This window comes from Alteromonas sp. ISO5, from assembly GCF_058105165.1.
The window spans coordinates 4136795-4161572 of record NZ_CM176572.1; the positions used below are offsets into that span (position 1 = coordinate 4136795).

A 24778-nucleotide genomic window follows, 5' to 3' on the forward strand; every position below is an offset into this window, starting at 1 on the left:
GTTCCTAAACACATGCAATTTACTAATGACCGTGTTTCGGTCTATGCACTACCAGAAAGTCAACTTACTTCAGACTACGCTATTGATATCGGTACTCGCTACCGTGATGCCTCTCTGATTGAGCTGCCAGGTGGCGAAGTCTGGGTATTTGACTATGGTGTTATCGTTTTTTGGGGGATTGACGAAGATGAACGTTTATCGTTGTTACATCGCCTAAAGATTCACAGCGAGTTACTGGCAGGTGAACATCAGGAGCATTTCAGGTTTACTGTTGGCGATGGTGAAGTCAAGTTACAGAAAGACCATATTTTGTTGTCTACAGATGATCCTTTGTTACGCCTGGCAATAAGCCATGCGTTGGCACAATCCATAAAGCTGAATGATTATGAACTCAGGGCCCAGTTGACAATTGCTGAGTACAGTCATTTACCCAAAGTACTGGCCGAGACCGGTTCAATCAAACTGGGACGGCGCCAGATTGCCAGTATCCGGGGGCATTTGTTCAGTACCAAGAGTGACATATTTTTGCATTATAACCTGCTTGATACGCCGGAGTTTTTCTGGGAATACCCGGTTTACGAACTTGCTTACAACACGGCAGCGAAGTATCTGGATATTCGCCCCCGGGTGGAGCTGTTGTCGAACAAACTTAACGTTATTCACGAACTGTTCGATATGCTGGCCGATGAATTGAAGCACAAACACTCTTCTTTTTTAGAGTGGATCATTATTATACTGATTGCCTTTGAAATCGTCATGGTCGGTGCGGAAGGACTGTTGTCACTGTTTTAACTCCGAGCCGGTTACCCCGGGTTTGGGGTAACGGCCAGTGACTCACGAGGGATAGGGGTTCCATGCAGGATTACGGTTTCGATCGTTTGCCAGTGGGTCACATCCAGTTTAGGGTTTTGGCGCAAGATAAGCAGATTGGCCACTTTACCCGGCTCAATAGTGCCATACTGGTTTTCCAGTCCAAATTGCCTGGGGCCATTTATTGTTGCTGCTGCAAAGATTTGTGAGGGGCTAATTCCCGCATCGGCCATTTGTTGTATTTCATAAAAAGTTGAGAGCCCCGGAGCCGCGGCAAAAGAAGGGCTTGACGGGTAATCTGAAGCCAATAGCAGCGGATGGTCCATCGTAGCAAGATAGGCTGCTGCCTGCTTAGCCCGGTTCACTCCATAGCCGCTCAGCTCAAAGACTTTGACGTCGGGCAATCCACCAAAATCCTCACTGATCACTCGTTTAAACCACTGGCCTTCGTACGTTGAATACCATTGAAGCAGCGCTGCGGGTAACACCTTTTGCCGTCTGGTGTCGCTGAGCGTGTCACTATCATACATCCCCTGAAGTGACAGCATTACCTGGATAGTGGGCATATAGGCCGTATCCATGTTAATCAGCCTGTCGAGGGTAGCGGTTACCGGCGGATTATTCGGCTCGGCCAGCCATTGCCAGTTCCATAACCCATGGGCGATACCGTCCACCTGATGGTTTAAGGCAATCTGATACATGTCGATAGCATTGGCATGGGCCCACACCTGAAGATTAGCTTTGTCTGCGGCCTGACGAATTCGCTGAAGGCTGTCATTGCTGAGTAGTGGCCAGTCTGATGCCGCTCCAAAACCATCCTCTATGTATATTTTGATGCACGGTGAGCCCGTTTCTGCTATAGCAGTTACCACAGCTTCCGGCGTATGTTGGGCAGCATCGACATTGTCTGGCAAAGTAACCTTATCAGGGTCTTCAATAATAAAGTAGCTGGCATGTTGCAGGGTAAACTCTGCCGACAGGTGGGGGTATCCGCCGATTACCGGAATGGGCTGACAAGTGAAGTAATCCGGGTGATCTTCAGTTGCAGTAAAGCTTTCTTCTCCATCGCTGTCACCTAAATTGAGTACCTGAGTGATACCAAAATACAATAGGCTTCTTGGCAGTTGCGTCAGATACTCGTCTACCATGCTTGCATAACGATTGGCGTTTGCTGAGCCTAGAAGACCAATACCCGGAACACTGTTTACGTGCACATGACTGTCCATGATACCCGGAGTAAGGTATTTACCCTTACCTTCAATAATAGTGGCATCAGGGCCAATTTGCTGCAGTGGCTCAGTGGTAACTTCGGTGATAATGCCATCAATTATTCTAATTTGAGTATTCGTCTGTGCTGCTTTTAGGTGAGCAGATACAACCGTGAAATTATTGAGAATTAATTCATCAGCCGTTGTCGCCCCGTGCCACAATACTATTGTGGCTAGCACTATTAGTCTTACTATCATGTTGTACTTTTCCTTGCCTTGCAGAATCAAAGTTATTCTAAAATCCGGTAGTTTGTTTACAAGCAGAATTCTGTAAGTAAACGTACAACTGAAAGTCGGAGGCGGCACATATCTGAAAAAAGGCTAACGTGGACAATTCCATAATAATGAGGGGAGCGATGGGGGTCACTTTTCCATACCTAAAAACCATACTAACAAAAGGGAGAATACCTTCAGGGTATAAATACTGCGAGTAAAAGGTATTTCCAAGACAGTCAAAGCCCGTGTAAATTTACACAATGTTAACGTATGGCTTTGTAATGGTAGGCATGTTTAACAAGTAGTTACAGTGTTTTTATCTTAGCTACTTAACAAGTTTAAATATATCAATCGCTTGCCGTTCGACTAGAGGTTGTATGCTCGCTGTTTTCAGCTAATTGGCGAAACAACAATTTAACAACTTGAGACTTGCTCATTTCATAGCCTTAAATAGGTAACAAATATAAGGTGGTAAATATGTCAATGCGTGGTGTGCTAAGACTGGCTGAAGTTCAAATGCGGGTACTGGACATGGCCGAATCCAAAAAACATTATGGAAGCCGGATGGGCTTGCACGAAATGATGACCGACGACGATGGGTTGGTTTACTTTAAAGCCTGGGCTGAGCATGATCATCACAGCCTGGTGTTGCGTGAGACCGATAGGGCGGGCCTTGATCATATTGCTTTTAAAGTTTACGACGATGCCACCCTGGATGATTTGGAAAGTAAAATTATCAAATTTGGAATTGAAGTTGAACGTATTGAAGCTGGGGTGTATCCGAAAAGTGGCAGACGTCTCAAATTCATCCTGCCTACAGGTCACGAAATGCATTTATATGCTGAGAAAGAGCAGGTAGGTAACTCACTGGGTACGCACAATCCGGATGTAATTCCCGATGATGAGGTATGCCGTGGTTTTCGCATCAATGGCCTTGATCATGTTTTTATTGTTGGGCCAGATACTGAGAAAAACCTAAAGCTATTCACCGAAGTCTTTGAATTTAGCTACACCGAACGGGTTATTGATAACGACGGAAACACGGTTTTATTTTTCGTCAGCTGTTCGAGCCGCGCCCATGACATCGCGTTTGGTGTAAACCCCACTCCGGGACTGATCCATCATGTTTCCTTTAGGCTGGAGAATTCACAAGATCACATTCGCGCGGCAGATTTAATTGGTAAGTATGAAATACCAGTAGAAATGAATGACCGCCATGGTGTTACTCAGGTTAAAACTGTTTATTATTTTGACCCGTCTGGTAATCGCAATGAAGTATTCTGTGACGGTTACACTTATTACCCTGATATGCCGCTTTTAACCTGGACTATGGACGAGCTCGATCATGCCGCGTTTTCTCAGTCTTTACATGTGCCAGAAAGTTTCTTAGGTGTGTATACCTAATCCATTTTGAATGTTTTCCAACCACATTCAACGGCCGGTTTATCTTTGATAACCGGCTTTTTTCATCAGTTCAAACGTAATGATAATACCTTTAATTATTGGTTTGGCCCGATATGGAGCTATTGATCGCCGCACTGTTGAGCTGGATTGAAATGCATACCCACGACAGTACTTCAGACCCTGGCGCATCCCAACGTTATTGTACTGAGGCACGAGGAGCTCACTGAAGAGTATTATCGAAACGCCGATGAAGCGCCGCCGGAATATCGGGTGTCGATACACTCAGAAAAGCCCTTAATCAGGGGCCAGCTTCTGGCTTATCTGTTGGGGCCATGTACCTAAGTCAGCAAAATACTGATGACACCATGCTCAATCTCATTTTCCGGGGCTACGGCTATTCACGTTGCCAGGTCTTACCTGGCGCTAACACAATACCAATCTGAGCTATGCATAATCCTGTTCACTACTCCAATCCAGATCAGCCACAGAAAAACGGGTACAATTTGAACACCTTGGGTAAGGCGTTAGCGGATAAATGCCAGCCAGTTTTCCAACAGATTAGCAAAGTCCATCAGACCACAACCAGAAACGGGGCCTTCTGCCGTATCGTCATCGAACTCACTGTGATTCAGTTCGGTGTTGTTAAGGAAGAGTTCTACTTCGTCGTCGGCAATCACCAGATGATAAATTTTGCCTGTGTATTCAAACTCCATTTGTTGCCTGGCAAGTAGTTTCTTAACGGCTGTAAGTAAATCGGCAACAGCTGCACTGTCTGCGCCAATATCATGGCTTAACCAGTCACCAAAGTATTCGCTTTCCACATCACATTTTGCAAGTGGCGCTCCGGTCACATCGGTAAGAAATTCAAAATCCATCGTTAAACTCCGGTCAAAGGTGGCAAAAATACGTAGCCAGTGGCATCCAGTTCTGTAAGGTATACACGCACGTCAAATTCAACCTGGTGGTAGGTCGGTAACATATACTGACAAAGCTGATAGAACGACTTGTTATGCTCTTTTTCTTTAAGGTGAGCTAGTTCATGCACCACTATCATGTTTAAAAAAGCTTCCGGCGTATTTTTAAATAGCTCGCTCACCCGCAGTTCATTCTTACTCTTCAGCTTGCCGCCCTGAACCCGCGAAACGTAGGAATGCAGACCCAGTGCATGGTTAACGATGTGGATCTTATTGTCGTAAATTACCTTACTCAAAGGTTGCGTTTTCTTCATGTACTGATTTTTAATCCCCATCGCATAATCACGTAACGCTTTATCGTTATTAATGCTGTGCAGATTCTGGTAACGGGAACGTAACCAGTCACCAAGTTTATTAGCACTTTGGAGTTGTTTAATCTGGTCTTGCAGATGCCTGGGGTAGTGAGCCAGAAAAGGCAGTGAATTCGCCATAGTAATCGAGTTTCTTAGTCCGACCGGGTAAATCGATATTATACACTGTACAAAGTAAATAATTTACCCGTGACCCAATTTCTTAGAAGAAGGCGGAGACCTGAAAAGTGAATCGGCTAGTATATTTATTAACAAAGTTGCAGAAATTGGCTAATCTAGCGCTTATTGCCTTAGGTCTGCAAAATCAGCCCGGGCTTAGCTTGTATAGAGTGTTAGCTAATGATGGGTTTGCGGTTCTTTGTTTTGTTGTTTTTGGTGATTTCAGCCAGCACGCTTGGCAGTGAAACGGACGATTATAGTGTTATTCTGGTTAACTCGTTCAATGAGTCTGACTTTGAAGTAAAAATGATGTACCGTTTAATGAATCAGGTGTCTGCCTCAGAAAACGTTTTAGTGTTAACGGTACCTGCTTACTACGCCGACTCCGTTGGCGAATTAGGCTCGCAAGTACGGCAGACAATTCTGAGTAATTTTAATTACCAGCTTCAGAACCTTATTCAGGGTAGAGATAACGTTACCTTTTCAAGACTGATCTCTATCGGTCGACACGCCAGCGTGTTTACTGATACCAACCCATCCATACTCGCCAATGCAGAACGATTTTTCCTACATATCGACTGGCAACCTAACACCGGTACGCTGATACGTTCGGATTATGAACCGACATTATCCTTTGCACAGATACTGATGGTGTTACCAGATACAAAAGACATGATATTGGTGCATGGTTCACATGGCCTGGAACAGGATCAAGGACTAGTGCAAAACTTTCTTTCCAATGTGCCGCCTAACATCAACATAAAATATTATAATCCAATGCAACATCCCAACCGGACTATGGCGGCGTTGAGCGATAGCCGGGCTGGTACACCGATTATCTACATAAATTATAAGTATTATGAGCGAAGCTGGGACGTTGTTCATGCATGGTTAACCACACAACGAAAGCACCCGGTTTTCACCATTTTCGCCCACAATGTCGATCGTTATGCCGGTGGAGCGGTAGTTGTGCCGGAAAAAATAGCGGATACGGCTGTAGCCCTGGCCAGAGGCGTGGATCTCCCTCCAACAATTAATAATGTCGTTAGTATGCAATTAAACGCGCAGCAATTGGAGTTGTGGGAAATAGATGAAGATTCATTACCTGCGGAGATAGAACTGGTTAATAAGAAACCGCCCGTATACACAGTTGAGGTAGTACTGTTTATTATCAGCTTTTTTCTGGTTGTCATTATTATGATGGCTATATTCATGTTGTATCGTGCCCGCTTACACAACATGAAAATGGCAAAAGCCCTGGAAGATGCTGACAGCGCCAATCGTTCAAAAAGTGAGTTTCTTGCCAATATGAGCCATGAAATCCGCACGCCTATGAATGGGGTGCTGGGAACACTACAAGTACTGGACCGCTCAGAGCTTAACAGGCAAACCAAGGCAAAGGTAAGTAAAGCACTCTTTTCAGCCAAACACCTGCTGACTATCATTAATGATATTCTCGATTTCTCAAAGATCGAAGCGAATAAACTTACCCTCGAGGAACAGGTATTTTCATTATTAGAAATTACCGATTCAGCGGTATCAGATCTGGCCACTCTGGCAGAGGAAAAGGGACTTCGCTTATCCGTAGATGTGGATAACGCTTTTCAGGATGGTTGGCGGGGGGATTTTGTACGGGTTAAGCAAATCCTCGTTAACCTGTTATCCAATGCAGTTAAATTTACCCCGTCAGGCTCGGTCACTATTCGATTGAGTATGTCTTATACAGCGGAAAGTCATCCGCAAATTGTAATTAGTGTCACGGACACTGGCATTGGCATGAGTGAAGACTTGCAGAAGAAAATATTCGACCGTTTTACTCAGGCGGATACCTCCAGCACCCGAAAGTTTGGCGGTACCGGGCTTGGAATGTCGATTACACAAAGTCTGGTAACCATGATGAATGGACGCCTGGAGATAATGAGTAAAGAAAAGCAGGGAACCCAGGTGAGGGTTGAGTTACCCCTACCTAAGGCTGAATTGGCGACTGATGTTGAGTCTCCTGTGGATCACGAAGCGCCGGATCTGACCGGTAAAAAAGTACTTTTAGCGGAAGACAATATGATTAATCAGACTATTGTTGAATCGATGCTTGAGTCAACCAAAGCGAACTTTAACACGGTGGGAAATGGCAAGTTAGCTATTGATGCCTTAATCCGTGAAGCAGGTCAATACGATGTGGTATTAATGGATATTCAAATGCCAGTAATGGATGGGGTAGAGGCGTGCAAAGAAATTAAAGCAAAATTCCCACACATTCCCGTTATTGCGCTTACCGCTAATGTTATGGCAGATGATGTTCAGAAGTATTTACAACAGGGCTTTGATGAACATATTGGTAAACCAATAGATATAAACCGCTTATATAGCGTACTGGCGGCCACCTGCGAAAGCTCCTGAAGGCCACGGATGAGTCACATTTTACGCTTTGGGTTGATACAGTTGAGCAGTTTATGCGCAGCAGGCGATGAGAGCAAACGCGACGCGGGTAAAGTCAATGGAAGCCGCCGACAACAGCGAGATCACTACGCTATTTACTCGACGAAGCGCAGCTTCGCCAAGACTTTAAGCAGGATATTGAGGATCTCAGGGCCTTTCCGGAATGTCTGGAAATAAGCTATGTTGATGAATGGCGCAGCTATATAGGCGATACGTTAGTCGAGAGAAGCATACTGACAAACAGATTGGCTAACCTCAATATTGCAGACGTTTCGTATCAGTAATCTAAAGTCTATTGTTACAACGGCCCTTAAGATAAATGGCAGCCCGGAAGTAGAGGTTATCAACACGCCGTTAAAGAATTACCTTAATATCCGCCACTTAAGTGCGTAAATACGGAGCAACAAAAGGCTTGTTGACGACAATTTCCTCGTGGCTGAGCCCTTTTAATTCATAGGGGAATACCAGCCAGTCTGAGGTTTCATGCAGGCAAAAATCCGGTTTAAGGGTAGTGCGGTTATAACCGGTTCGCTGATAAAGCGTAGCAACTCTGACTTCTTCGGGCATGTTTCGTTTAAGCTTGGTACTCAGGCGATTAATCACGGCAGTGATATTATGGCCCGAGCTGAACACGTCATCAACAATCAGCAAACCGTCATCAATATTCAGGTTTTCAATGAGATACTGAGTACCATGTACTCTTATGCGTTCAGGCGCTTCGACCATATTATGATATTCCGGCAGCCCTGGATAGGAGGTTCTCAGCGCGATGTGATCGGTTTGCACCCCCAGGGTTTGTAAGCATTCCTGAACATAAATCCCCACAGCACTGCCACCGCGCCAGAGACCGACGATAAAGGTGGGACGAAAACCACTTTCAAATATCTGAACACCTAAACGAAAAGAGTCTTCAATAATTTGCTGTTCTTTAAGATAACGCTTTTCCAATGAGCAACTCCAATGTGACACAATGCCATGTTAAAGCTACCATAGCATTTGACTAGCCGGATAGTTAATACCTTTTATTTGAGATAAGTGATGAAAAGCAAAACATATTTAGATGCGCAGAAATTGTTGGACGACTCATTTAAACTGGCGGCCAAAGTCTACGACTCCGGATTCGAGCCAACGTTTATCATTGCCGTATGGCGTGGTGGTGCACCCATTGGCATTGCCGTTCAGGAATATCTGGCGTTTCATGGTATTGAAACCGATAATATCGCTATTCGGACTTCATCCTACCAGGGCATTGACGATCAGGCTAAAGTAGTCAAAGTGCATGGCTTAAATTATCTGGTTAAAAATATCCAGTATCAGGACAAGTTATTAATTGTGGATGACGTCTTTGACAGTGGTCGCTCCGTTGAAGCCATTATTCAAAAAATAAACGACCTGTGCCGACTCAACACACCACAAGATATTCGCGTTGCGGTACCGTATTACAAACCCGCGCGAAAAAAAACGAACCTGGTTCCGGATTATTACCTCTATGAAACCCGGGAGTGGTTAAAATACCCGCATTCGTTAGAAGGATTGAGCGTTCAAGAGATAGCCACAGAACGCCCCGAGCTGTATGAAATTCTTAAAGTACATCTTCAGCAATAATGTTGTTTAACGTTAGCGAAAATGAATGTTTTGTAACACAGAATATAATGCTCTTTTACCCATTTGGACCATCTGGGCGTATGAAGATAGTTCAGTACTGCCGCCAACGTGCAAACAGGTTGTATCGCAACAGAGCTTTGATTTTATGTGTACTTGCATGGATATCACTATTTCGCCGTTGACGTCCTTGCCGGTTATAACGGTTATCTGCAAATTGATGGCATCAGGGCTACGAACAAATACAGGCCACATTTGTTGGCTGCCGAGCCCATGCTAGACGCAAGTTCATGAATGCAAAGAAAGGAACTGATAGTAAAGGCAGTGGTAAAGCCACCTGGGCACGGAATCATATCCAGAAACTCTGCCACGTAGCAACGCCGAGCCCGCTACGCACAACAACAGGAAAAAAGCCTGGAGTTACTTCGCCAGCCAGATACGAATATCGAAGAACTAATACCATGGCTGTTTGCTAAGCGCTAAGTGAGATAACCGGCGCTTACATTTAAAGTGTTTTAATATGTTATATAATTAATAGCCAGCCTATTACATTATGGACTAGCCCGGTGAACTGCAAAAAAAACCGACATTCACAAAAAAAGTGGGGGCTGACAGGTTTGATTCGGGCTCTAGTCCTGGTCATAATCAACATGGCGGTGTGCCTGAATGCGTTATCAGAAGAGCTTAAAGTTCGCGAATTGTATTTGTGGTCAGACAATCTCGAATTTGACGTCTACAAAGCGCAGATATCCAATGCGTTGCTTAAAGCAGAATCCCGGTTTGGTAAAATAGAACTGATACCTGCCAACGCTAAAAGTTATCAGCGAGCGTTTGAACGGCTCCAGAATGATGAAGCCGGATTTGATGCCATGATATCCGCAACAAATTTAGCGCGCGAGGAAGGCCTTATTCCTTTGTATTTCCCCCTTGAACGTGGATTGTTAGGCGTCAGACTTTGCCTTATCAACGAAGCCGCCCAACCGGCCTATTCTTTAGTCAATAAAAACGCGGACTTTAAGCACTTATCGTTAAAAATCGTCACTGACGAGAATTGGCCCGATAGTGAAATTTTGCGGTCAAATAACATTCCTATAGTTGAACTAAATTCCCATGCCGAACGCCTCGAATATACCAGACAAAACCAAAACGTTTGTTATTCGAGAAGTATTTTTGAGATTCAGTCAGAATTAGCGGAGGCTAATGATCTCCATATCGAAACCGACCTTGTATTGGTGTACCCTCAAGCTGACATACTGTATTTTCGTAAAAATGCGGTGGCTCTTGTTGAGGCAGTTCGATTTGGGCTTGAACAAGCTTATGCTGACGGCTCATTTCAGGAGATTTATGATAAATATTTCAGAAAACTGATAGCAGATAATCAACTCTACGAGCGCAAGATATTATTTTTACATAGCCCCTTACTGTCTTCAGGTGCGTTAAAGAGCATAAATCAGTATGGGATATTCAGTTTCGTTAATCACCAGAATAAACAATGATGCGAACGATAGTTTTACTTTTTCTTATATTTATTGCAACGCGCTCTGCGTATGGTGCTGATGATATCGTCGTTTGGCACAGAACCTATGAAAAAACCGCGTTAATTGAGATTATAGAGATGGCTGCCAAATTAAGTGAGCCGGAATTCGGACCTTACACAATACGACCATCCCGGGTGATTGAACAAGGTCGGGCATTTATTAGTTTGGCAGAAGGTGAACTCCTTAACGTAATGGTTGCAGGCATTAGCAGCGAACGTGAAAGGCAGGGCCTACCAATCTATGTTCCACTGGACAGAGGATTACTCGGATTCAGAGTGTGTTTGCAAAATAAAAACGCCAGGTCGCTGAAAAAAATAACATCATTAACTGACTTTCTGAATAATCGCATTGTTGTTGGGGTAGGTTCGCACTGGCCGGACAGAGAAATACTGGAATACAATGGGCTAAAGGTTATGCATAGTCCTGTGTACGAACAATTGTTCCTTATGTTACATAAAGGACGTTTTGATTGCTTTTTACGAAGCATGCATGAGGTTGATCAGGAGTTGGTAACTTATCAGGAGTATGAACTCAAGGTCGATAAGCATATATCAATTATCTACCCGCAGGCTGACTTTGCTTTTGTGAGTGTGAATCATCCCAGAATTCATAAACGTTTACAGTTGGGGCTACAAAGAGCGATAGCACAAGGTTTATTTAGTGAGCATTTTGAAAAATATTACGCCGCCACGCTTAAAGAACACAATTTATACGGCAGAAAATTGATCATATTAGAAAACCCGGATCTATCGATAGAAGCCTTCGACGCCATTAACGAGTATGGCCTTGCTAGTTTTGCCTTAAATGCACCTAAAAGACCGTAGCTAAGAAAGGCTATTCTTTATTGTCGCTGATGCCCTTGGATAAGGGCATTCATTCTGGCGAGTGAAGTTTGCTTACAGCGGTTACCAGCCGTACACCTCAATTGCATAGTCCTTTGAAATATAGCCATTTCGAATATCGTCCTGAAGTGCTTTTCGATTGCGTTTTTTCGGATCGCCGTAGCCAGCGCCATTAGCCGTAATCACTCGTACTGTGTCACCAGCCTGCAATCTGAGCTCACTTTCCATGGCATGACGGGTGGGGGCCTGTTGGGGACGCAAAATCTCTATTCGGTTTGTCGTACCATCGAACCCACCGTTGAGACCCCAGGGTGGCACAACAGAGCGGGTATAAGCGCAGGTTAAGAAACTATCGTTCGATTTAATACGGTAATCCACAACGATACCTTTGCCACCGCGGTACTCGCCAGCTCCGCATTCTTCGGGGTTGAGTGCAACCTGATCAACCGCTACGCCATAACGGACTTCGGCAATTTCTGCCGGGCAATTAAATGTGTCACCATGCATGGCCGAAAATACGGCACTAGCGCCGTCGCCCATAGCACTTGCTCCCCATCCCCCCATCTCGGGCTCCACTATCGAATAATGCTGGCCGCTATCAGGGTGTTGCCCCCCTAAAATGGTGGCACATATTGATGCAAAGTTGCCTGCCGGTAACGCGCCTGGAATTTGCTCAGCCAGGCACCGCCATAATACATCGTTAAGACGGATCATAGTCTCAAAATAAATGCCGCAGGCACCGGGTGACTCAACATCATAAATAGAGCCCGGACGAGTAATTACCTCAAGGTTTCTGAACGAACCTCCGTTAGTTACATCGCGGTCACCAACCAGCGATAATAACAGCATTCGACAGGCCAGCAGGGTACCATCGCGGGACAAATTCAATGGACCGGACACCTGATCAGGTGCCTGGGTTAAATCAATGGTCAGGTGCTCGTTATTAACGGAAATAGAAACAGCCAGCTGACTGTTGTCGTCCTGTGGCTCTGTCAGTTGATAGGTACCATCAGGCAGATTGCAAACTGCTGTTCTTGCCTTCGCTTCACCGAAGTCCAGATAGTTGTCTAGCGCAGCAAGAAACAGGGCAACACCAAATTTTTTAGACAGCTCTTGCAGACGGCGAGTGCCTAGCCGAAGTGCAGCAATCTGGGCCCATAAGTCACCTTGCAAAAAGTCAGGCATACGTGAATTGTGGGTAATAATATCCAGTACGCTATCAATAGGTTGATCGTCCTGAAATATTTTAATTGCCGGGATACGGATCCCTTCCTGGTATATATCACTGGCATCCGGACTCATTGAACCAGCGGATTTTCCTGATACATCATTCCAGTGCGCAATATTCGCAGTCCATGCAATTAACTGTTGTTCGGCAAAGACAGGTTTAACAAAGATCACATCATTGAGGTGGGTGACGCCACCGAAATAGGGGTCATTCGTCACATAGATATCACCGTCTTTAATGTTTTCAAGGCCGAACTTAGCAATGATAACCTGCACCGTTTTATCCAGAGCTCCAACAAATGCAGGGATCCCTGAGCCTGCACTGGCCAGTTCCCCCTCAGCGGTGGTTATTGCTGTCGCCATATCCAGCACCTCATAAATAATTGGGCTCATGGCGGTTTTAGCTATCATTAAGAACATTTCTTCACTGGTTGCCCGCAGTGAACTTTGAATAATTTCCTGCGTGATCGCGTCAATTTTCATAATTAAACTTCCTCGGGCAAATAAATAATGACATTGCCATATTCATCAAGTTCAGCACATTGCTGGGGGTGAATAACGATTGTTGTGCCAGATTGCTCAATGACAGCGGGGCCGGTCAGTTGCATACCTGGAGCCATTAAATCACCGTCGTAGAGGGTTGTTTTATGGCGGCCGTCATCATCAAAATCGACCCAACGCTCACCTTTAATGGTTTGCGTAATGTCCAGGCCGGTTTTGTTCAACGGCATCATCATAATTTTGCCGACATCGACAGAGGCACAAACATGCAGACCAATCATTTCTATAGGGACGTCCAAACGATAGGAGTATTCCTGTTCATAGGCCTGGTGGAAATTGTTGGCTACCTGTTGTAATTGATCAGACGAAAGAGTTCGCGCCATCTCAACTTCTATGGCGTGTTCCTGGTTTTGATATCGCAGACGCGCATAAACCTTAAACTCAACCTGATCTTCGCGGATATTCTCGGCGTTGAAGGCGTGTAATAATTCACGGCATAGCTGCTCTACCTGTTCAGATATTTGCGGCAGTGTTTGTGCTTGCCAGGGTGTTATGTAAGTTAAATATTTATCGCGGCGTAAATCTGATACCAACATTCCCCATGCCGAGAGCACTGCTGCGTTAGCCGGGATAATGACTTTTTTCATGCCTAATTCTTTCGCTAGCGCCGCTGCATGCATAGCACCGCCCCCACCAAAGGCAACCAACGCAAAATCCCGCGGATCGTGGCCACGGTTTACCGAGACCAGTTTCAACGCATTAACCATATTATTATTGGCAATACGAACGACCCCCCGGGCAAGTTCATCTGCAGATAAGTCAAGCTGTTGCGCGAGTTGGTCAAGGTGCTTATCGACTTGCGACATATCGGCCGTCACACTACCACCGCAGAAAAAGTCCGGGTTAATGCGACCTAAGGCCAGATTAGCGTCTGTAGTGGTTATGCCGGTACCGCCTCGCCCATAAGCAACGGGGCCAGGGCTGGCTCCAGCGCTCTGAGGTCCCACATGTAAACGGTTAAATTCATCACACCAGGCGATGGAACCGCCGCCATTACCAATTTCAATCAGGTCAACCACTGGTACCATAATGGGATAGCCTGCGCTTTTGTGGTTACGTTCGATGTAGTAGTTCGACGTAATGGGCAGGGCACTTTCACTAATTAAGCTGCACTTTGCCGTTGTACCGCCAATATCCAGGGCGATAATATTGGTTTCACCAATCAAACGGCCAATGTATGCAGCTGCTGCTACACCGCTCGCAGGGCCCGACTCAACCATGGTAATAGGCACTTGTTTAGCCGCTGCCAGTGTGTCTACGCCACAGTTCGACTGCATGACGTAAAGCTTGCCGTTAAATCCATCGGCATGCAGGCCATCCTGAAGGTGCTGTAAATATCGCTCGGCAGTGGGTTTAACATAAGCGGCAAGGGCTGTACTACTGGTTCTTTCATACTCGCGCCATTGCCGACATATCTCACTGGACGTAATCACAGACAAGTCCGGTTTGGCCTTTTTTAGTATATCGGCGAGCTGTTGCTCATGCACCGGATTACAATAAGCATTCAGCAAACAAATGGCGACTGATTTCACTTGTTGTTCACTGAGTTGAACGATTAGCGCGTCAAGCTCATACGATGCCAATGGTGTTTCAATATGGCCGTGATGGTTGATTCGCTCGGTGATTTCAAAGCGCAAACTGCGCGGAATGAAGGGTTCTGGTTTACAGTAGTTAAGATTAAAAAAGTCGGGGCGGTTACCGCGCCCAATTTCTAACACATCCCTAAAACCACGAGTAGTAATTAATGCAGTGACTTCGCCTTTGCGCTCAGTTAGAGCATTAATGACGACCGTTGTACCATGAGTCATCATAGTGACATCTGATAGTGTTATTCCGGCTTTGTGTATAACATTGAGCACGCCTTGCTCAAAATTTGGCGGTGTTGTGTCTGATTTGGACGTTTTTATTATCTGGTGTCCCTGTTCATCCTGAACAAACTGTACCAAATCTGTAAACGTTCCCCCCACATCGGTGGAGACATAATTTTTCATCATTCAGATACCTTTATCTAACGAATACTGTAACAGGGCTGAAGTAAACCACGGGTAAAATTGTTGCAGGGTATTGATTTGAGCAGGGCCATACTGTCCTTCGGCGGCGAGAATATTCGCTGAACCTATTAGCTGCTTATTGATCATTACCGGCAGATTAATTACCGCACCGAGCCCCAACGCAGCAATGGTTTCGTAATCGAAGAAAACGTCCTTAATCGCCGCCAGTGAATTCGCCACAAAGATTTGTTTGTCTCTAATGACTTTATCAGTCCAGGCGTTTTGCGGATATGACTTGGTACCGGATAGCGGATAAACGATTTCATTGGATGAGTAAACCCGGGTCGCCAATTGCCGCTCATCGTCTACTTTACTGAGGGTAAACAACCCCACTGGGCAGGCCCTTGCGAGGTGTTGATTCAACACTTCGCAAGCCTGGGCTAAGGGGCGAGTTTCAAAGGCGGTATTCAAGCTGATAGATTGCATCGTGTTACTCAAAATCCCAACGAACCTCAACGCCATACGATCGTGGTATGCCAGGTTGAACAAAACCACCTAAAACGTACTCAGCGTTGTATTCTTCATCAAGCAGGTTTTTGGCCCACAGAAAAACACTCCACTGGCCATCGTCACTTAACAACCCAACACGGCTACTGACCAGGTTTAATGCGCTGCGCTGAGTCGTGTTATTGGGTTCCCAGTACTGTGCCCCCCGACGTTCCCAGTCCACTCTGAAAGAGCCGCTCCAACCATCGAAAACTGGCTTTAAATAGCTGAACCCGGTATTAAAGGTGTAGTCGGCTACATAAGGCGCTTTATTACCGATGGCTGCCGGCTCAAGTGAATAGGCCTTGATATCGCTATCGGTGATTCCGGCATTGACATAAAATGACAACGCATTGGTTATTTGCTGTTTATATTCAATTTCACCACCTGACAATTCAACTTCATCAATATTCGTCAGTACCTGGGCGCCAACATCGCCAACAAACAGGTAATAGTGTTGATTGTCGATGGTATTGTGGAACACAGAGGCGTTAAACTGGGCGTTTAATGCTGGCAGTTTCGCTTTCAGGCCAATCTCAACGTTTTCAGTTTCTTCGGCTTTGTATAAATCATTGACGCCTACCAGGCCAACACTCTCAGCTGCTTCACCAACGCCACTTTGATTGAAGCCACCACTGCGAAAGCCCTGAGCATAGGAACCATAAAGACTGATATTCTCAATACCTTTATAAACGATTGAAACTTTGGGCTGGAATTTTGAAAACTCAGCCTTGCGTACTTCACCACTGTTAGTGTCAAAACTCAGCGGCGCTTTATTGGTTTGCTCACGTTCGTCTTTGTCGTACCGGCCGGAGACAGTCACTTCAGTAGTAGAGGTCAGATCATAGTTAATCTGGGCGAATACAGCTTGTGCAGTATTGTCGTTATCATCGGCTAAAAAGCTGGTCAGCGGATTAGATGCTGTGGCCAAGCCGGGATCCCGTTGTATGCGATTGATACCTAATCCCAGATCATAGCCGGTAGACGATGAGATAAATCGATCAGTTTGCAGGGAATACACACCCGCAATCCAGCGTAGCCGACTATCACTATCTGAGGTAAACCTGAGTTCATAGCTATCGGCGTTGGTATCCAGATACTGAGTCTGAGTGCCGTCCAGCACATATTCGCCAAACAGCGAAGTGAGTGAGTTGTAGCGAGAGTAGGGGAGTTGATCGCCGGCAATATATTCTTCGATGGTGTCCTGTGCTGCGGTAAAAGTAGCGGTACCTACCGCCACCTGCCAGTCAAGCTTTAAGGCGATTGAAGAAATCGTCCTTTCGTTCTGGCCCAGGTTATTCGCCTCGATATCCACAGTAGTATCATTGGCGTCATCTATACCGAACAAGGGCTGATACACATAGTTAAGTGCACCACCATCCGTATCAATATAGTTTAGTCTTAGATCCGCGCTAAAGGTATCGCTAATATCCCACACAAAACGCCCTCTGGCACTACTCTCATCCTGGAAATCAACGGGAGTATTAAGATATACGTTATCGATTAACCCATCGAAAGTCTTAACCGCGCCGGAAACACGGTACCTGAAATTCTCGGTTACCGGGCCAGAGATACCGGCCGTTAACATTTGTAGTCCACCGTTACCTAAATCGAGTTCGGCAAAACCGGTTGTAAAGTCATCCGGCATTTTAGTGGTAATATTAATTGCCCCACCGATAGCATTACGGCCATACAAGGCACCTTGTGGACCTTTAAGGACTTCAATCTGGGCAATATCAACCAATTCGGCATTAAACTGATTCGGACTCACCTGTAAAACACCATCAACCGAAATGGCAACGGGCGATTCGCCGTTCCTTACCTGAGAGAGACCCCGAATGGTGATGAAACTACTCCCTGCGTTTTGCGCTTCGGTTAATGTCACATTGGGCGTTAAACCAATAAAGTCCGACGGCCGCTCGATCCCCATTTCCTGAATTTCCAGCGCACCAAAAGCAGTGATAGCAATTGGCACATTTTGAATGCTTTCTACCCGTTGACGTGAAGTAACTTCAATAACTTCAAGCATTTTTTTATCCTGCGGCGCTTCTTGCGCCAGAGCAATGCCTGAAGTTGCGCTAGCGCCGAATAACGCACTGAGTATCGCGATGCGCAGCTTTGTGGGTTTAGGATGGGGCGATGTGTGCATGGATCTATCCTCATATATTATTTTTCGCAGGTTGGGGCGATCGTTTATGCCACAACCGGTTGAAAGCAAGCGTATGAAAATAAGTGGTTGATGACTACAAGCCGAAGGGGTAGGATAAAATCAGCACTACCCGTTTGGGTAGTTACATAAAATGGGCTAAACCCAGCCGTCATACAAGGTAGATACGCTTCCATCGCTATGCAGGACTCGTCACTGATTCAGCAAAAATTCACACCTCCCAGACAGCACTTAAAGGTCTGTCAGCGTAGTGATCTAATGGCTAAAATTGATACCGCCGGACCGCTGTTGCTAACCCAGGTAGTAAGTCCCGCAGGGTATGGTAAGACAACATTTTTGTCGCAATATGCGGCACATGTAGCAGCGCAGGACAGTGATGTTACGGTAGCCTGGTTTTCTTTGGAAAGTTCAGATAACGAGGAAAATCAGTTTTTCCGATTGATCAGTGCTGCAATGGCCCATCTGAATATTGTTAGCTGGACATCACTTCAATCGAGCAACAATGCAAACAGTCAGATGCTCGATAACTTTAGTCAGGATATTCTGGATGCCCTGATTAAGTATTCCAGGCCTGTGGTCTTTATTTTTGATGACTTTCATCATATTCGTTCGCGGCGGATACTTCAGTTTGTCGAGGAATTACTGAGCATCAAGGCAACCGGTCTCCACTTACTGCTGGGCTCAAGAGTCACCCCGAACATGAATATCGGCCATTTAATAGTGTCAGGAACGGCCTTGCAGCTTGAAACCAGTGACTTACGTTTCTCCCGGACTCAGGTACAGGAATTACTGGGTGAAATTATGAATGAAGAGGATCTGAATGCCTTTTATGAGCGTTCGGAAGGATGGCCTGTTGCAGCCCAGCTTGCCAGCATATGGTATCGTCAGCGCCCGCAAAGCAATTACCGTGATATCGTTGCTGGCAGTAGTGAAATGCTCAATCGCTATTTAGAAGAACAAGTGTTTAGCTCACTTGCTGATGAAACGCAGGAAATCATTCTGGGGATTTGCTTTCTGGAAAGATTTAGTGCACAGCAGGTAGATTACATGCTGCAACGTGACAACAGCCTGGAAATTCTGCAACCGCTGTTTACGGAGTACGCTCTATTATTGCCGATCAATGAAGCCCAATTTTCTTTTCGTTTTCACCACTTATTTGCGTCATTTTTGCAAAAAAAAGCACTGCAGACATATGGCAGTCACTTTATCAGGGACATGCGCTTAAGAGCATCCGCCTGGTATGTGATACGAGATGAAGTGTTAGAAGCCGTTAAACAGGCTATTAAAGCGGATAGACCCGAGCATGCCATAGAATTGATAAAGCAAGGGGGAGGGTGGCAAATTGTTATGACAAAAGGAATTGGGATTGCAGAGTCTCTGGTCAATCAATTTTCTACCGATATTATTTCGTCTTCGGTAACCCTAAGTTTATTAAAAAGCTACCTGGCCATTAAGTTTGGTCAGTTGTATGCGTCATTGGAGTATTTTGAACTCGCCAGGCAATTGGTTGAAGGCATTGAACCCGGCAATGATTTGCATAAAGATGTCCATACTATTGATGTGTTGCTATCGACTTACCGTAGTGAAGAAATGTCATTGGCAAGGATCAAAGAGTGTCAGGCGCTGATCGGTACGCTGCAAGAGGACGACTACGTCCGGCATGCAACTCTCCTGGCGTTTGTAGTGATTAGTTTCAACCATATTGGTGAGTTTAAAAAAGCCGAACACTACGCTCGCCAGGCCATTACTCAGATGCAACTCGGACAGTGTCAGGTGGGGGTGAACTATCTGTTAATTCATTGTGGTCTGAGCCTGTTATACCGCGGTTTTTTAGACGAAGCGAAAGATATTTTTACACGTTCAGAAGACATGTCTAAACAGCTATTTGGACTTGATACCGGACTTAAATATATGTCGCAGGCTGGTATGGCGTTGGTTTATTACCAGCAAAACCAGCAGGAGGAGGCAAGCAAGGCGCTTGGCTCATGCTTGCCAGTACTGGAATCAATGGATTGTTGGGTGGAGTTATATATTGTTTGTTATCAGGCTGCGATAGATATTGCTCTGTTGAATAATAATGTCACACAGGCCCGGGAGCATATTGAAAGAGGGTTGATTGTTGCGCGTAAAAGACGGTTTACCGTATTGCGTCAATACCTCAATATATCAGCATTAAAAGTGGCGGTGTTAACCAATGAACTGCCAGATTCAGTGTTGCCCTGGGAAGGATTGTTAAAGCAGGAAGATGCCATTGTACACTGGTCAATCAGACTCACATTGGCTAATGCACTGTGTTTGTATTTCTATAAAAAGCACTTTTTAAGCAAAGCCTGCGAATACGCAGAATACAGCTGTCAGGAGTCACACAACATTCATGCGCCATTTGAGTTTGCTTATTCACAAGGGCTAAAATGTGTTTGCTTACACGGCCAAGGTTATTCTGAACAAGCTTGTAGCACAGCAATTGCTTTGCTTGAGCAGGTGCATACACATAATCTGGTGCAAGTGTTAATGTTATTACCCGACGCATTTGAAGGGATTATCGGACAGATACGCAATCATTATTGGCACGAGTGCAACCCAATGGTTCGTCAGTTAATTGAAGCTTACAGAGCACAAAAATCTGAACGAAGCGCTGTTCGACATCAAAACGCATTAGTGCTATCACATCGCGAATCTCAGCTTGCAGATTTGTTATGTGAGGGGCTTTCAAATAAGGCAATTGCCAATCAGCTTGGCATCTCAGAAAACACAGTGAAATTTCATCTCAAGAAACTCTTTAAGAAACTCTGTGTGAATAAACGAGCGCAGGCAATAACGCTTCTGCTTAATACCGGGCTCGTCACACAACGTTTACAATAACTATCCCATCGGCAATACCACGGGCTGTATGCACTCAGGGCCTGATTAACGTAATAATATGTATGACTAGCCGTTAAAGAGAGAGCATTATGAATGTATCGGAATTTTCGAAGCGACTGAATATTAGTCCTCATACCATTCGCTATTATGACAAGGTGGGGTTACTGGATGATATTCACCGATTATCGAGTGGACACCGGTATTTCCAGGAAAAAGATATAGTTTGGTTTGAATTTATCCAACGCCTGAAAGACACAGGGATGCCGATTAAACAAATACGCGAATATGCGGAGTTGCGCAAACAGGGGAAAGCCACACTAGCTTCGCGACATGCCATACTCAAGGCCCATTCATCAAAGCTCAGTGAGCAGATTCAAACACAGCAACTACATCTCGAAAAACTTAAAGATAAGATTAATCTTTATCAATCCGAGCTGGAGGAAAAAGAATGCTTGACTGAGAGTAAACTCTAAGCTGTAGCCTAAGAGTCACGGTAGAGCAATGAATGGTGTTACGGTGCTGACAAACAAGGAAATGCCAAACAAATCAAGGCGTAGTTTTCTAAAAACGTCGACAATCCTAATTGCTGTTTGTTATGGCCATCTCGCTTTAGATGGCTGCTCAATCCTGCCGAAACCAACTTTTAGGGAGAACCAGGAAATGAATAACGACGTGAGTGACAGATATGCTCGAGGCTGGCAAAAACTTAAAGAAATAGATGGGGAGGCTGGCGAGAACGTTATTGACGCTTTGAGTGATATTGCGCCAGATTTAGGACGTTACATAATAGAGTTTCCTTTTGGGGATGTTTATAGCCGAGATGGCTTAGACTTAAAATCACGAGAAATCGCCACCGTTGCAGCACTCTCTGCGATGGGTAATGCAGCTCCTCAGCTAAAAGTACATATAAATGCAGCACTTAATGTCGGGTGTCTGCCGCATGAAATTGTTGAGGTGATCATACAAATATCGGTATATGCAGGGTTTCCAGCCGCATTGAACGCCGCTTCAGTAGCTAAATCTGTGTTTGCAGAACGAGGCGTTATCTAGCACAAAAAATAGGTAAATAAATTGGACCCTCTCTTACTGGTGATGGCGGAAGAGATTCGAACCACCAGTAAGATCTCTTTTCAAACGCTGTAACTGAGTAAAGCAATGCTGACGGTATAAATACCAAGGGATTTTCACTTAATCACACTATGTTGTTACTCTCCGCCATGCTTTGCCAGGTACACAGAATGCTCCCAAACAACGTTGTAGATCGCGTACTGCACTCTCTGAATAGCATACTACATGTTTTCAATCTGAAAGGAGCAGGGATGTTTGCTGAGTTAACTGGATACCGTTGCCAATGACTGATTCTGTTTAACCCGGTTGATGTCGGTAATGGGGGGCGCACCAAACAACCGGCTGTATTCACGACTAAATTGTGAAGGGCTTTCATAGCCCACCTGATAGCCTGCTGCAGAAGCTTCAATGCCTTCATACAGCATAATGCGACGTGCTTCATTCAGGCGTATATGTTTTTGATACTGAAGCGGGGACATTGCAGTAATCGATTTAAAGCCGCTGTATAACGCTGACTCACTCATATGCACTACATCAGCAAGATCTTTCACTTTTAGCGGTGAATTAAAATTCTTACGAATAATTTCAATGACTTTACTAATTCGGTTAGCGTTGGAGTCATATAACAAAAACTGTCGAAGTTGATTACCGGCAGGGCCTTTAAGCATACGGTACATCAGTTCCCGTTTTAACATTGGCAGCATGATCGGAATATCCTGCGGTGAATCATGTAACGCGAGCAAGCGTGCAAAGGTTGACATGGATTCAACATCGGCATCGACCATCTTAATACAGCTTTTTTGACAGGGTTCAGATTTGTGTTCGGCCATGTCAATCAGCAGTTCAGACAATTCTCGCAAATCCAGTGATACACTAATTCCGATATAGGGGCTGGTTTCACAAGCTTGCACAATTTCACCAGTGACCGGCATCATAATCGGGATAATGAGATAGCTTAACTCGTTGTAGTGAATTTTCTGATCACCCACGTACAGATTTTTGCTGCCTTGTAAAAGCAGACACACCATAGGCTCATAAATAGTCGGACTATTGCAGGTTTTAGACGAACTGCGTAACGTTCTGACACCTGGTACATTGGTGTCGTTGAAGCCTTCTTCAGTGCTAACTCGCTCCGTCAGCGCGATTAACGACTTTTGATATTGTTTGAGTTGCTGATCCATAAATCCCCCGAATTAACGGGTTTAGTATAACCGCTATTTTCTTATCGCCTATAGAAAGCCCCTAAAATATGTAGAATCATGCAATCATTGAATAGAATTGCACAATCAGCATTATTGTAGGATCAGGAAAGCGGTAAATACCTGTATGCATACAGGCGTTTATGTAAAAGCCTCTAAAGCGGACCTCTATTATATTTATTCACTTGCACGATTCTCGCGCACCTTTGCACGATCCTTTAGTAGCTGCAGAATCGTGCAATCAACAGCAAGGATCAGATATTAACCAAATGACCTTCCTTTAATAGTATTCAACTCGTTCGAGGATTCGGCCCAAGGTCACGTTTACTTGATGCCGTCCCGTTTGTTTTTATTAAAAGGAGTGATTATGTTTCCATTAAACAAAGCCCCATTGATCATTATAAGTGTTCTGGCTACGGCTGTTCTGGTTGGCTGCAGTGCAGATAAAAATGAGCAATCGGCACCTGCTATGAGTGCTCCTACCGTTAGTGTGGCCGAAGTCGTCAGTTTACGCTTAAGTGAATGGGATGAGTTCAGTGGTCGATTAAGTGCACCTGAAACAGTTGCTCTGATACCGCGTATTTCAGGTTATATTGAGCGAGTACTGTTTACCGAGGGAACATCAGTAAAAGAAGGTCAGGTTCTACTACAAATCGATCCTGCTCCATTTCAGGCAGAAGTAGAGCGTTTACAAGCACAATTAACCAGTGCAAGAAGCCGAGTTGATTTAGCTCGTTCGGAGTTTGAGCGCGGCAAAACACTGATTGGTCAAAACGCGATATCGCAGGAAGCTCTTGATAATCGTCATGCGGCTGTGCAACAGGCAGATGCTGATGCTGCTGCGATTAAAGCAGCCTTAAAACGTGCTGAGCTGGACTTATCTTACACCATGGTAAAAGCGCCAATATCAGGTCGTGTATCGCGTGCACAAATTACCCAGGGTAACTATGTTACAGCCGGGCAAAGCGAACTTACCCATATTGTTTCAACCAGTAAAATGTACGCGTATTTTAACGTGGATGAGCAAACCTACCTCAATTATGTTCGCGACGAACTCACTGAGTCGCAAAGCGGAATGCGCCAGCCGGTATCAATGGCTTTAGCGGGTGATACTGCCTTTGGTTATTCCGGTTACATCGACTTTATCGATAACCAGGTAAGTGAACAAACTGGCTCTATCACGTTAAGAGCAACTTTCGATAATCCAAATAGAAACCTGATGCCCGGCTTATATGCCCGGCTACGACTAGCTGGCACGCCAACGCATGATGGCATTCTGATCGACGAAAAAGCCATTGGTACTGATCTCAACAACAAGTTTGTGCTGGTAGTAGGAGAGGGAAACATCGTCGAATACCGCCCGGTAAAACTGGGCGAGTCATTGGGCGACCTGCGCATTGTCAAAGCGGGCCTCGAATCCGGCGACAACATCATTATTAGTGGCCTGCAACGGGTGATGCCGGGTATTCAAATCACACCTGATGTAACCACGATGGCAAACCCTGCTGCCATTGCTGCTATCGAGACGGCTCAACGTAAACTCGATCAGAAGCAAATTGCGTTAACCGCATCGTATACCTTTCTAGCTGGTCAGTAG

At 45.1% G+C, this 24778-nt stretch carries 20 protein-coding genes; 11 read left to right on the forward strand and 9 right to left on the reverse strand.

The annotated features are described in order from the left end of the window. The first annotated feature begins 12 nt into the window (after positions 1 to 12). On the forward strand, positions 13 to 792 hold the full coding sequence (locus AC2T0J_RS18520) for an RMD1 family protein (RefSeq protein WP_489807229.1): 780 nt from the start codon (positions 13 to 15) through the stop codon (positions 790 to 792). An 11-nt stretch (positions 793 to 803) separates the two neighbouring features. Here the strand turns inward: AC2T0J_RS18520 and AC2T0J_RS18525 are convergent, their stop codons facing one another. Continuing rightward, positions 804 to 2276 carry an amidohydrolase family protein gene (locus AC2T0J_RS18525; RefSeq protein ID WP_489807230.1) on the reverse strand — a complete coding sequence of 491 codons (1473 nt, stop codon included), beginning with the start codon at positions 2274 to 2276 and terminating at the stop codon, positions 804 to 806. Between the two features lie 495 nt (positions 2277 to 2771). On the opposite strand from AC2T0J_RS18525, the gene AC2T0J_RS18530 reads away from it, so the two are divergent. Further along, positions 2772 to 3698, forward strand: a complete 927-nt coding sequence (locus AC2T0J_RS18530) for a catechol 2,3-dioxygenase (protein ID WP_489807231.1) — start codon at positions 2772 to 2774, stop codon at positions 3696 to 3698. A 524-nt stretch (positions 3699 to 4222) separates the two neighbouring features. Here the strand turns inward: AC2T0J_RS18530 and AC2T0J_RS18535 are convergent. Beyond that, positions 4223 to 4573, reverse strand: coding sequence for a YacL family protein (locus AC2T0J_RS18535; protein WP_489807232.1), 351 nt, complete (start codon positions 4571 to 4573; stop codon positions 4223 to 4225). Between the two features lie 2 nt (positions 4574 to 4575). Beyond that, on the reverse strand, positions 4576 to 5103 hold the full coding sequence (locus AC2T0J_RS18540) for a YgjP-like metallopeptidase domain-containing protein (protein WP_489807233.1): 528 nt from the start codon (positions 5101 to 5103) through the stop codon (positions 4576 to 4578). 219 nt (positions 5104 to 5322) lie between these two features. Between AC2T0J_RS18540 and AC2T0J_RS18545 the strand changes: the two genes are divergently transcribed. Next, on the forward strand, positions 5323 to 7539 hold the full coding sequence (locus tag AC2T0J_RS18545) for an ATP-binding protein (protein WP_489807234.1): 2217 nt from the start codon (positions 5323 to 5325) through the stop codon (positions 7537 to 7539). A 420-nt stretch (positions 7540 to 7959) separates the two neighbouring features. Here AC2T0J_RS18545 and AC2T0J_RS18550 read toward each other — a convergent pair whose 3' ends face one another. Further along, positions 7960 to 8526, reverse strand: coding sequence for a phosphoribosyltransferase (locus AC2T0J_RS18550; RefSeq protein ID WP_489807235.1), 567 nt, complete (start codon positions 8524 to 8526; stop codon positions 7960 to 7962). A gap of 90 nt (positions 8527 to 8616) precedes the next feature. Between AC2T0J_RS18550 and AC2T0J_RS18555 the strand changes: the two genes are divergently transcribed. The 4 genes from AC2T0J_RS18555 (at position 8617) to AC2T0J_RS18570 (ending at position 11542) form a co-directional block, all read left to right on the forward strand. Then, positions 8617 to 9183, forward strand: coding sequence for a phosphoribosyltransferase (locus tag AC2T0J_RS18555; RefSeq protein ID WP_489807236.1), 567 nt, complete (start codon positions 8617 to 8619; stop codon positions 9181 to 9183). Between the two features lie 239 nt (positions 9184 to 9422). Further along, positions 9423 to 9656, forward strand: coding sequence for an IS66 family transposase (locus tag AC2T0J_RS18560; RefSeq protein WP_489810369.1), 234 nt, complete (start codon positions 9423 to 9425; stop codon positions 9654 to 9656). A gap of 90 nt (positions 9657 to 9746) precedes the next feature. Further along, complete coding sequence (locus AC2T0J_RS18565) at positions 9747 to 10676, forward strand: hypothetical protein (RefSeq protein WP_489807237.1); 930 nt, start codon at positions 9747 to 9749, stop codon at positions 10674 to 10676. After that, entirely contained in the window at positions 10673 to 11542 is an 870-nt protein-coding gene (locus AC2T0J_RS18570; RefSeq protein ID WP_489807238.1) for a hypothetical protein, read from the forward strand. The genes AC2T0J_RS18565 and AC2T0J_RS18570 overlap by 4 nt, the downstream gene beginning before the upstream one ends. An 81-nt stretch (positions 11543 to 11623) precedes the next feature. On the opposite strand, the gene AC2T0J_RS18575 is transcribed toward AC2T0J_RS18570, so the two are convergent. From AC2T0J_RS18575 to AC2T0J_RS18590, 4 genes are read right to left on the reverse strand one after another with little or no spacing between them, the layout of a single operon-like run. Further along, a complete protein-coding gene (locus AC2T0J_RS18575; protein WP_489807239.1) occupies positions 11624 to 13270 on the reverse strand; it encodes a hydantoinase B/oxoprolinase family protein in 1647 nt (548 codons plus the stop codon). Between the two features lie 2 nt (positions 13271 to 13272). Continuing rightward, on the reverse strand, positions 13273 to 15342 hold the full coding sequence (locus tag AC2T0J_RS18580) for a hydantoinase/oxoprolinase family protein (RefSeq protein ID WP_489807240.1): 2070 nt from the start codon (positions 15340 to 15342) through the stop codon (positions 13273 to 13275). Then, positions 15343 to 15825, reverse strand: a complete 483-nt coding sequence (locus AC2T0J_RS18585; protein ID WP_489807241.1) for a GAF domain-containing protein — start codon at positions 15823 to 15825, stop codon at positions 15343 to 15345. A gap of 4 nt (positions 15826 to 15829) precedes the next feature. After that, on the reverse strand, positions 15830 to 18034 hold the full coding sequence (locus AC2T0J_RS18590; RefSeq protein WP_489807242.1) for a TonB-dependent receptor: 2205 nt from the start codon (positions 18032 to 18034) through the stop codon (positions 15830 to 15832). A 276-nt stretch (positions 18035 to 18310) separates the two neighbouring features. Here AC2T0J_RS18590 and AC2T0J_RS18595 point away from each other — a divergent pair, with 276 nt between their 5' ends. The 3 genes from AC2T0J_RS18595 to AC2T0J_RS18605 all read left to right on the forward strand — a co-directional run bounded on the left by AC2T0J_RS18595 (position 18311) and on the right by AC2T0J_RS18605 (position 21964). Then, positions 18311 to 20914, forward strand: coding sequence for a LuxR C-terminal-related transcriptional regulator (locus AC2T0J_RS18595; protein ID WP_489807243.1), 2604 nt, complete (start codon positions 18311 to 18313; stop codon positions 20912 to 20914). An 89-nt stretch (positions 20915 to 21003) separates the two neighbouring features. After that, complete coding sequence (locus AC2T0J_RS18600) at positions 21004 to 21387, forward strand: MerR family transcriptional regulator (RefSeq protein WP_489807244.1); 384 nt, start codon at positions 21004 to 21006, stop codon at positions 21385 to 21387. Between the two features lie 187 nt (positions 21388 to 21574). Further along, the gene (locus AC2T0J_RS18605) at positions 21575 to 21964 is read left to right on the forward strand and encodes a carboxymuconolactone decarboxylase family protein (RefSeq protein ID WP_489810370.1); all 390 of its coding nucleotides are present in this window, start codon (positions 21575 to 21577) and stop codon (positions 21962 to 21964) included. Between the two features lie 281 nt (positions 21965 to 22245). Here the strand turns inward: AC2T0J_RS18605 and AC2T0J_RS18610 are convergent, their stop codons facing one another. After that, on the reverse strand, positions 22246 to 23163 hold the full coding sequence (locus AC2T0J_RS18610) for an AraC family transcriptional regulator (RefSeq protein WP_105936383.1): 918 nt from the start codon (positions 23161 to 23163) through the stop codon (positions 22246 to 22248). Positions 23164 to 23548: 385 nt separating this feature from the next. Here AC2T0J_RS18610 and AC2T0J_RS18615 point away from each other — a divergent pair, with 385 nt between their 5' ends. Beyond that, positions 23549 to 24778: an efflux RND transporter periplasmic adaptor subunit gene (locus AC2T0J_RS18615; RefSeq protein WP_489807245.1), complete on the forward strand. Its 1230-nt coding sequence runs from the start codon at positions 23549 to 23551 to the stop codon at positions 24776 to 24778.

Coding starts and splice junctions, on each gene's coding strand:
- AC2T0J_RS18615 (WP_489807245.1), top strand. CDS start 23,549: ATGTTTCCATTAAACAAAGCCCCATTGATCATTATAAGTGTTCTGGCT.
- AC2T0J_RS18575 (WP_489807239.1), bottom strand. CDS start 13,270: ATGAAAATTGACGCGATCACGCAGGAAATTATTCAAAGTTCACTGCGG.
- AC2T0J_RS18525 (WP_489807230.1), bottom strand. CDS start 2,276: ATGATAGTAAGACTAATAGTGCTAGCCACAATAGTATTGTGGCACGGG.
- AC2T0J_RS18600 (WP_489807244.1), top strand. CDS start 21,004: ATGAATGTATCGGAATTTTCGAAGCGACTGAATATTAGTCCTCATACC.
- AC2T0J_RS18570 (WP_489807238.1), top strand. CDS start 10,673: ATGATGCGAACGATAGTTTTACTTTTTCTTATATTTATTGCAACGCGC.
- AC2T0J_RS18590 (WP_489807242.1), bottom strand. CDS start 18,034: ATGCACACATCGCCCCATCCTAAACCCACAAAGCTGCGCATCGCGATA.
- AC2T0J_RS18545 (WP_489807234.1), top strand. CDS start 5,323: ATGATGGGTTTGCGGTTCTTTGTTTTGTTGTTTTTGGTGATTTCAGCC.
- AC2T0J_RS18580 (WP_489807240.1), bottom strand. CDS start 15,342: ATGATGAAAAATTATGTCTCCACCGATGTGGGGGGAACGTTTACAGAT.
- AC2T0J_RS18520 (WP_489807229.1), top strand. CDS start 13: ATGCAATTTACTAATGACCGTGTTTCGGTCTATGCACTACCAGAAAGT.
- AC2T0J_RS18610 (WP_105936383.1), bottom strand. CDS start 23,163: ATGGATCAGCAACTCAAACAATATCAAAAGTCGTTAATCGCGCTGACG.
- AC2T0J_RS18535 (WP_489807232.1), bottom strand. CDS start 4,573: ATGGATTTTGAATTTCTTACCGATGTGACCGGAGCGCCACTTGCAAAA.
- AC2T0J_RS18530 (WP_489807231.1), top strand. CDS start 2,772: ATGTCAATGCGTGGTGTGCTAAGACTGGCTGAAGTTCAAATGCGGGTA.
- AC2T0J_RS18585 (WP_489807241.1), bottom strand. CDS start 15,825: ATGCAATCTATCAGCTTGAATACCGCCTTTGAAACTCGCCCCTTAGCC.
- AC2T0J_RS18540 (WP_489807233.1), bottom strand. CDS start 5,103: ATGGCGAATTCACTGCCTTTTCTGGCTCACTACCCCAGGCATCTGCAA.
- AC2T0J_RS18555 (WP_489807236.1), top strand. CDS start 8,617: ATGAAAAGCAAAACATATTTAGATGCGCAGAAATTGTTGGACGACTCA.
- AC2T0J_RS18605 (WP_489810370.1), top strand. CDS start 21,575: ATGAATAACGACGTGAGTGACAGATATGCTCGAGGCTGGCAAAAACTT.
- AC2T0J_RS18595 (WP_489807243.1), top strand. CDS start 18,311: ATGGCTAAAATTGATACCGCCGGACCGCTGTTGCTAACCCAGGTAGTA.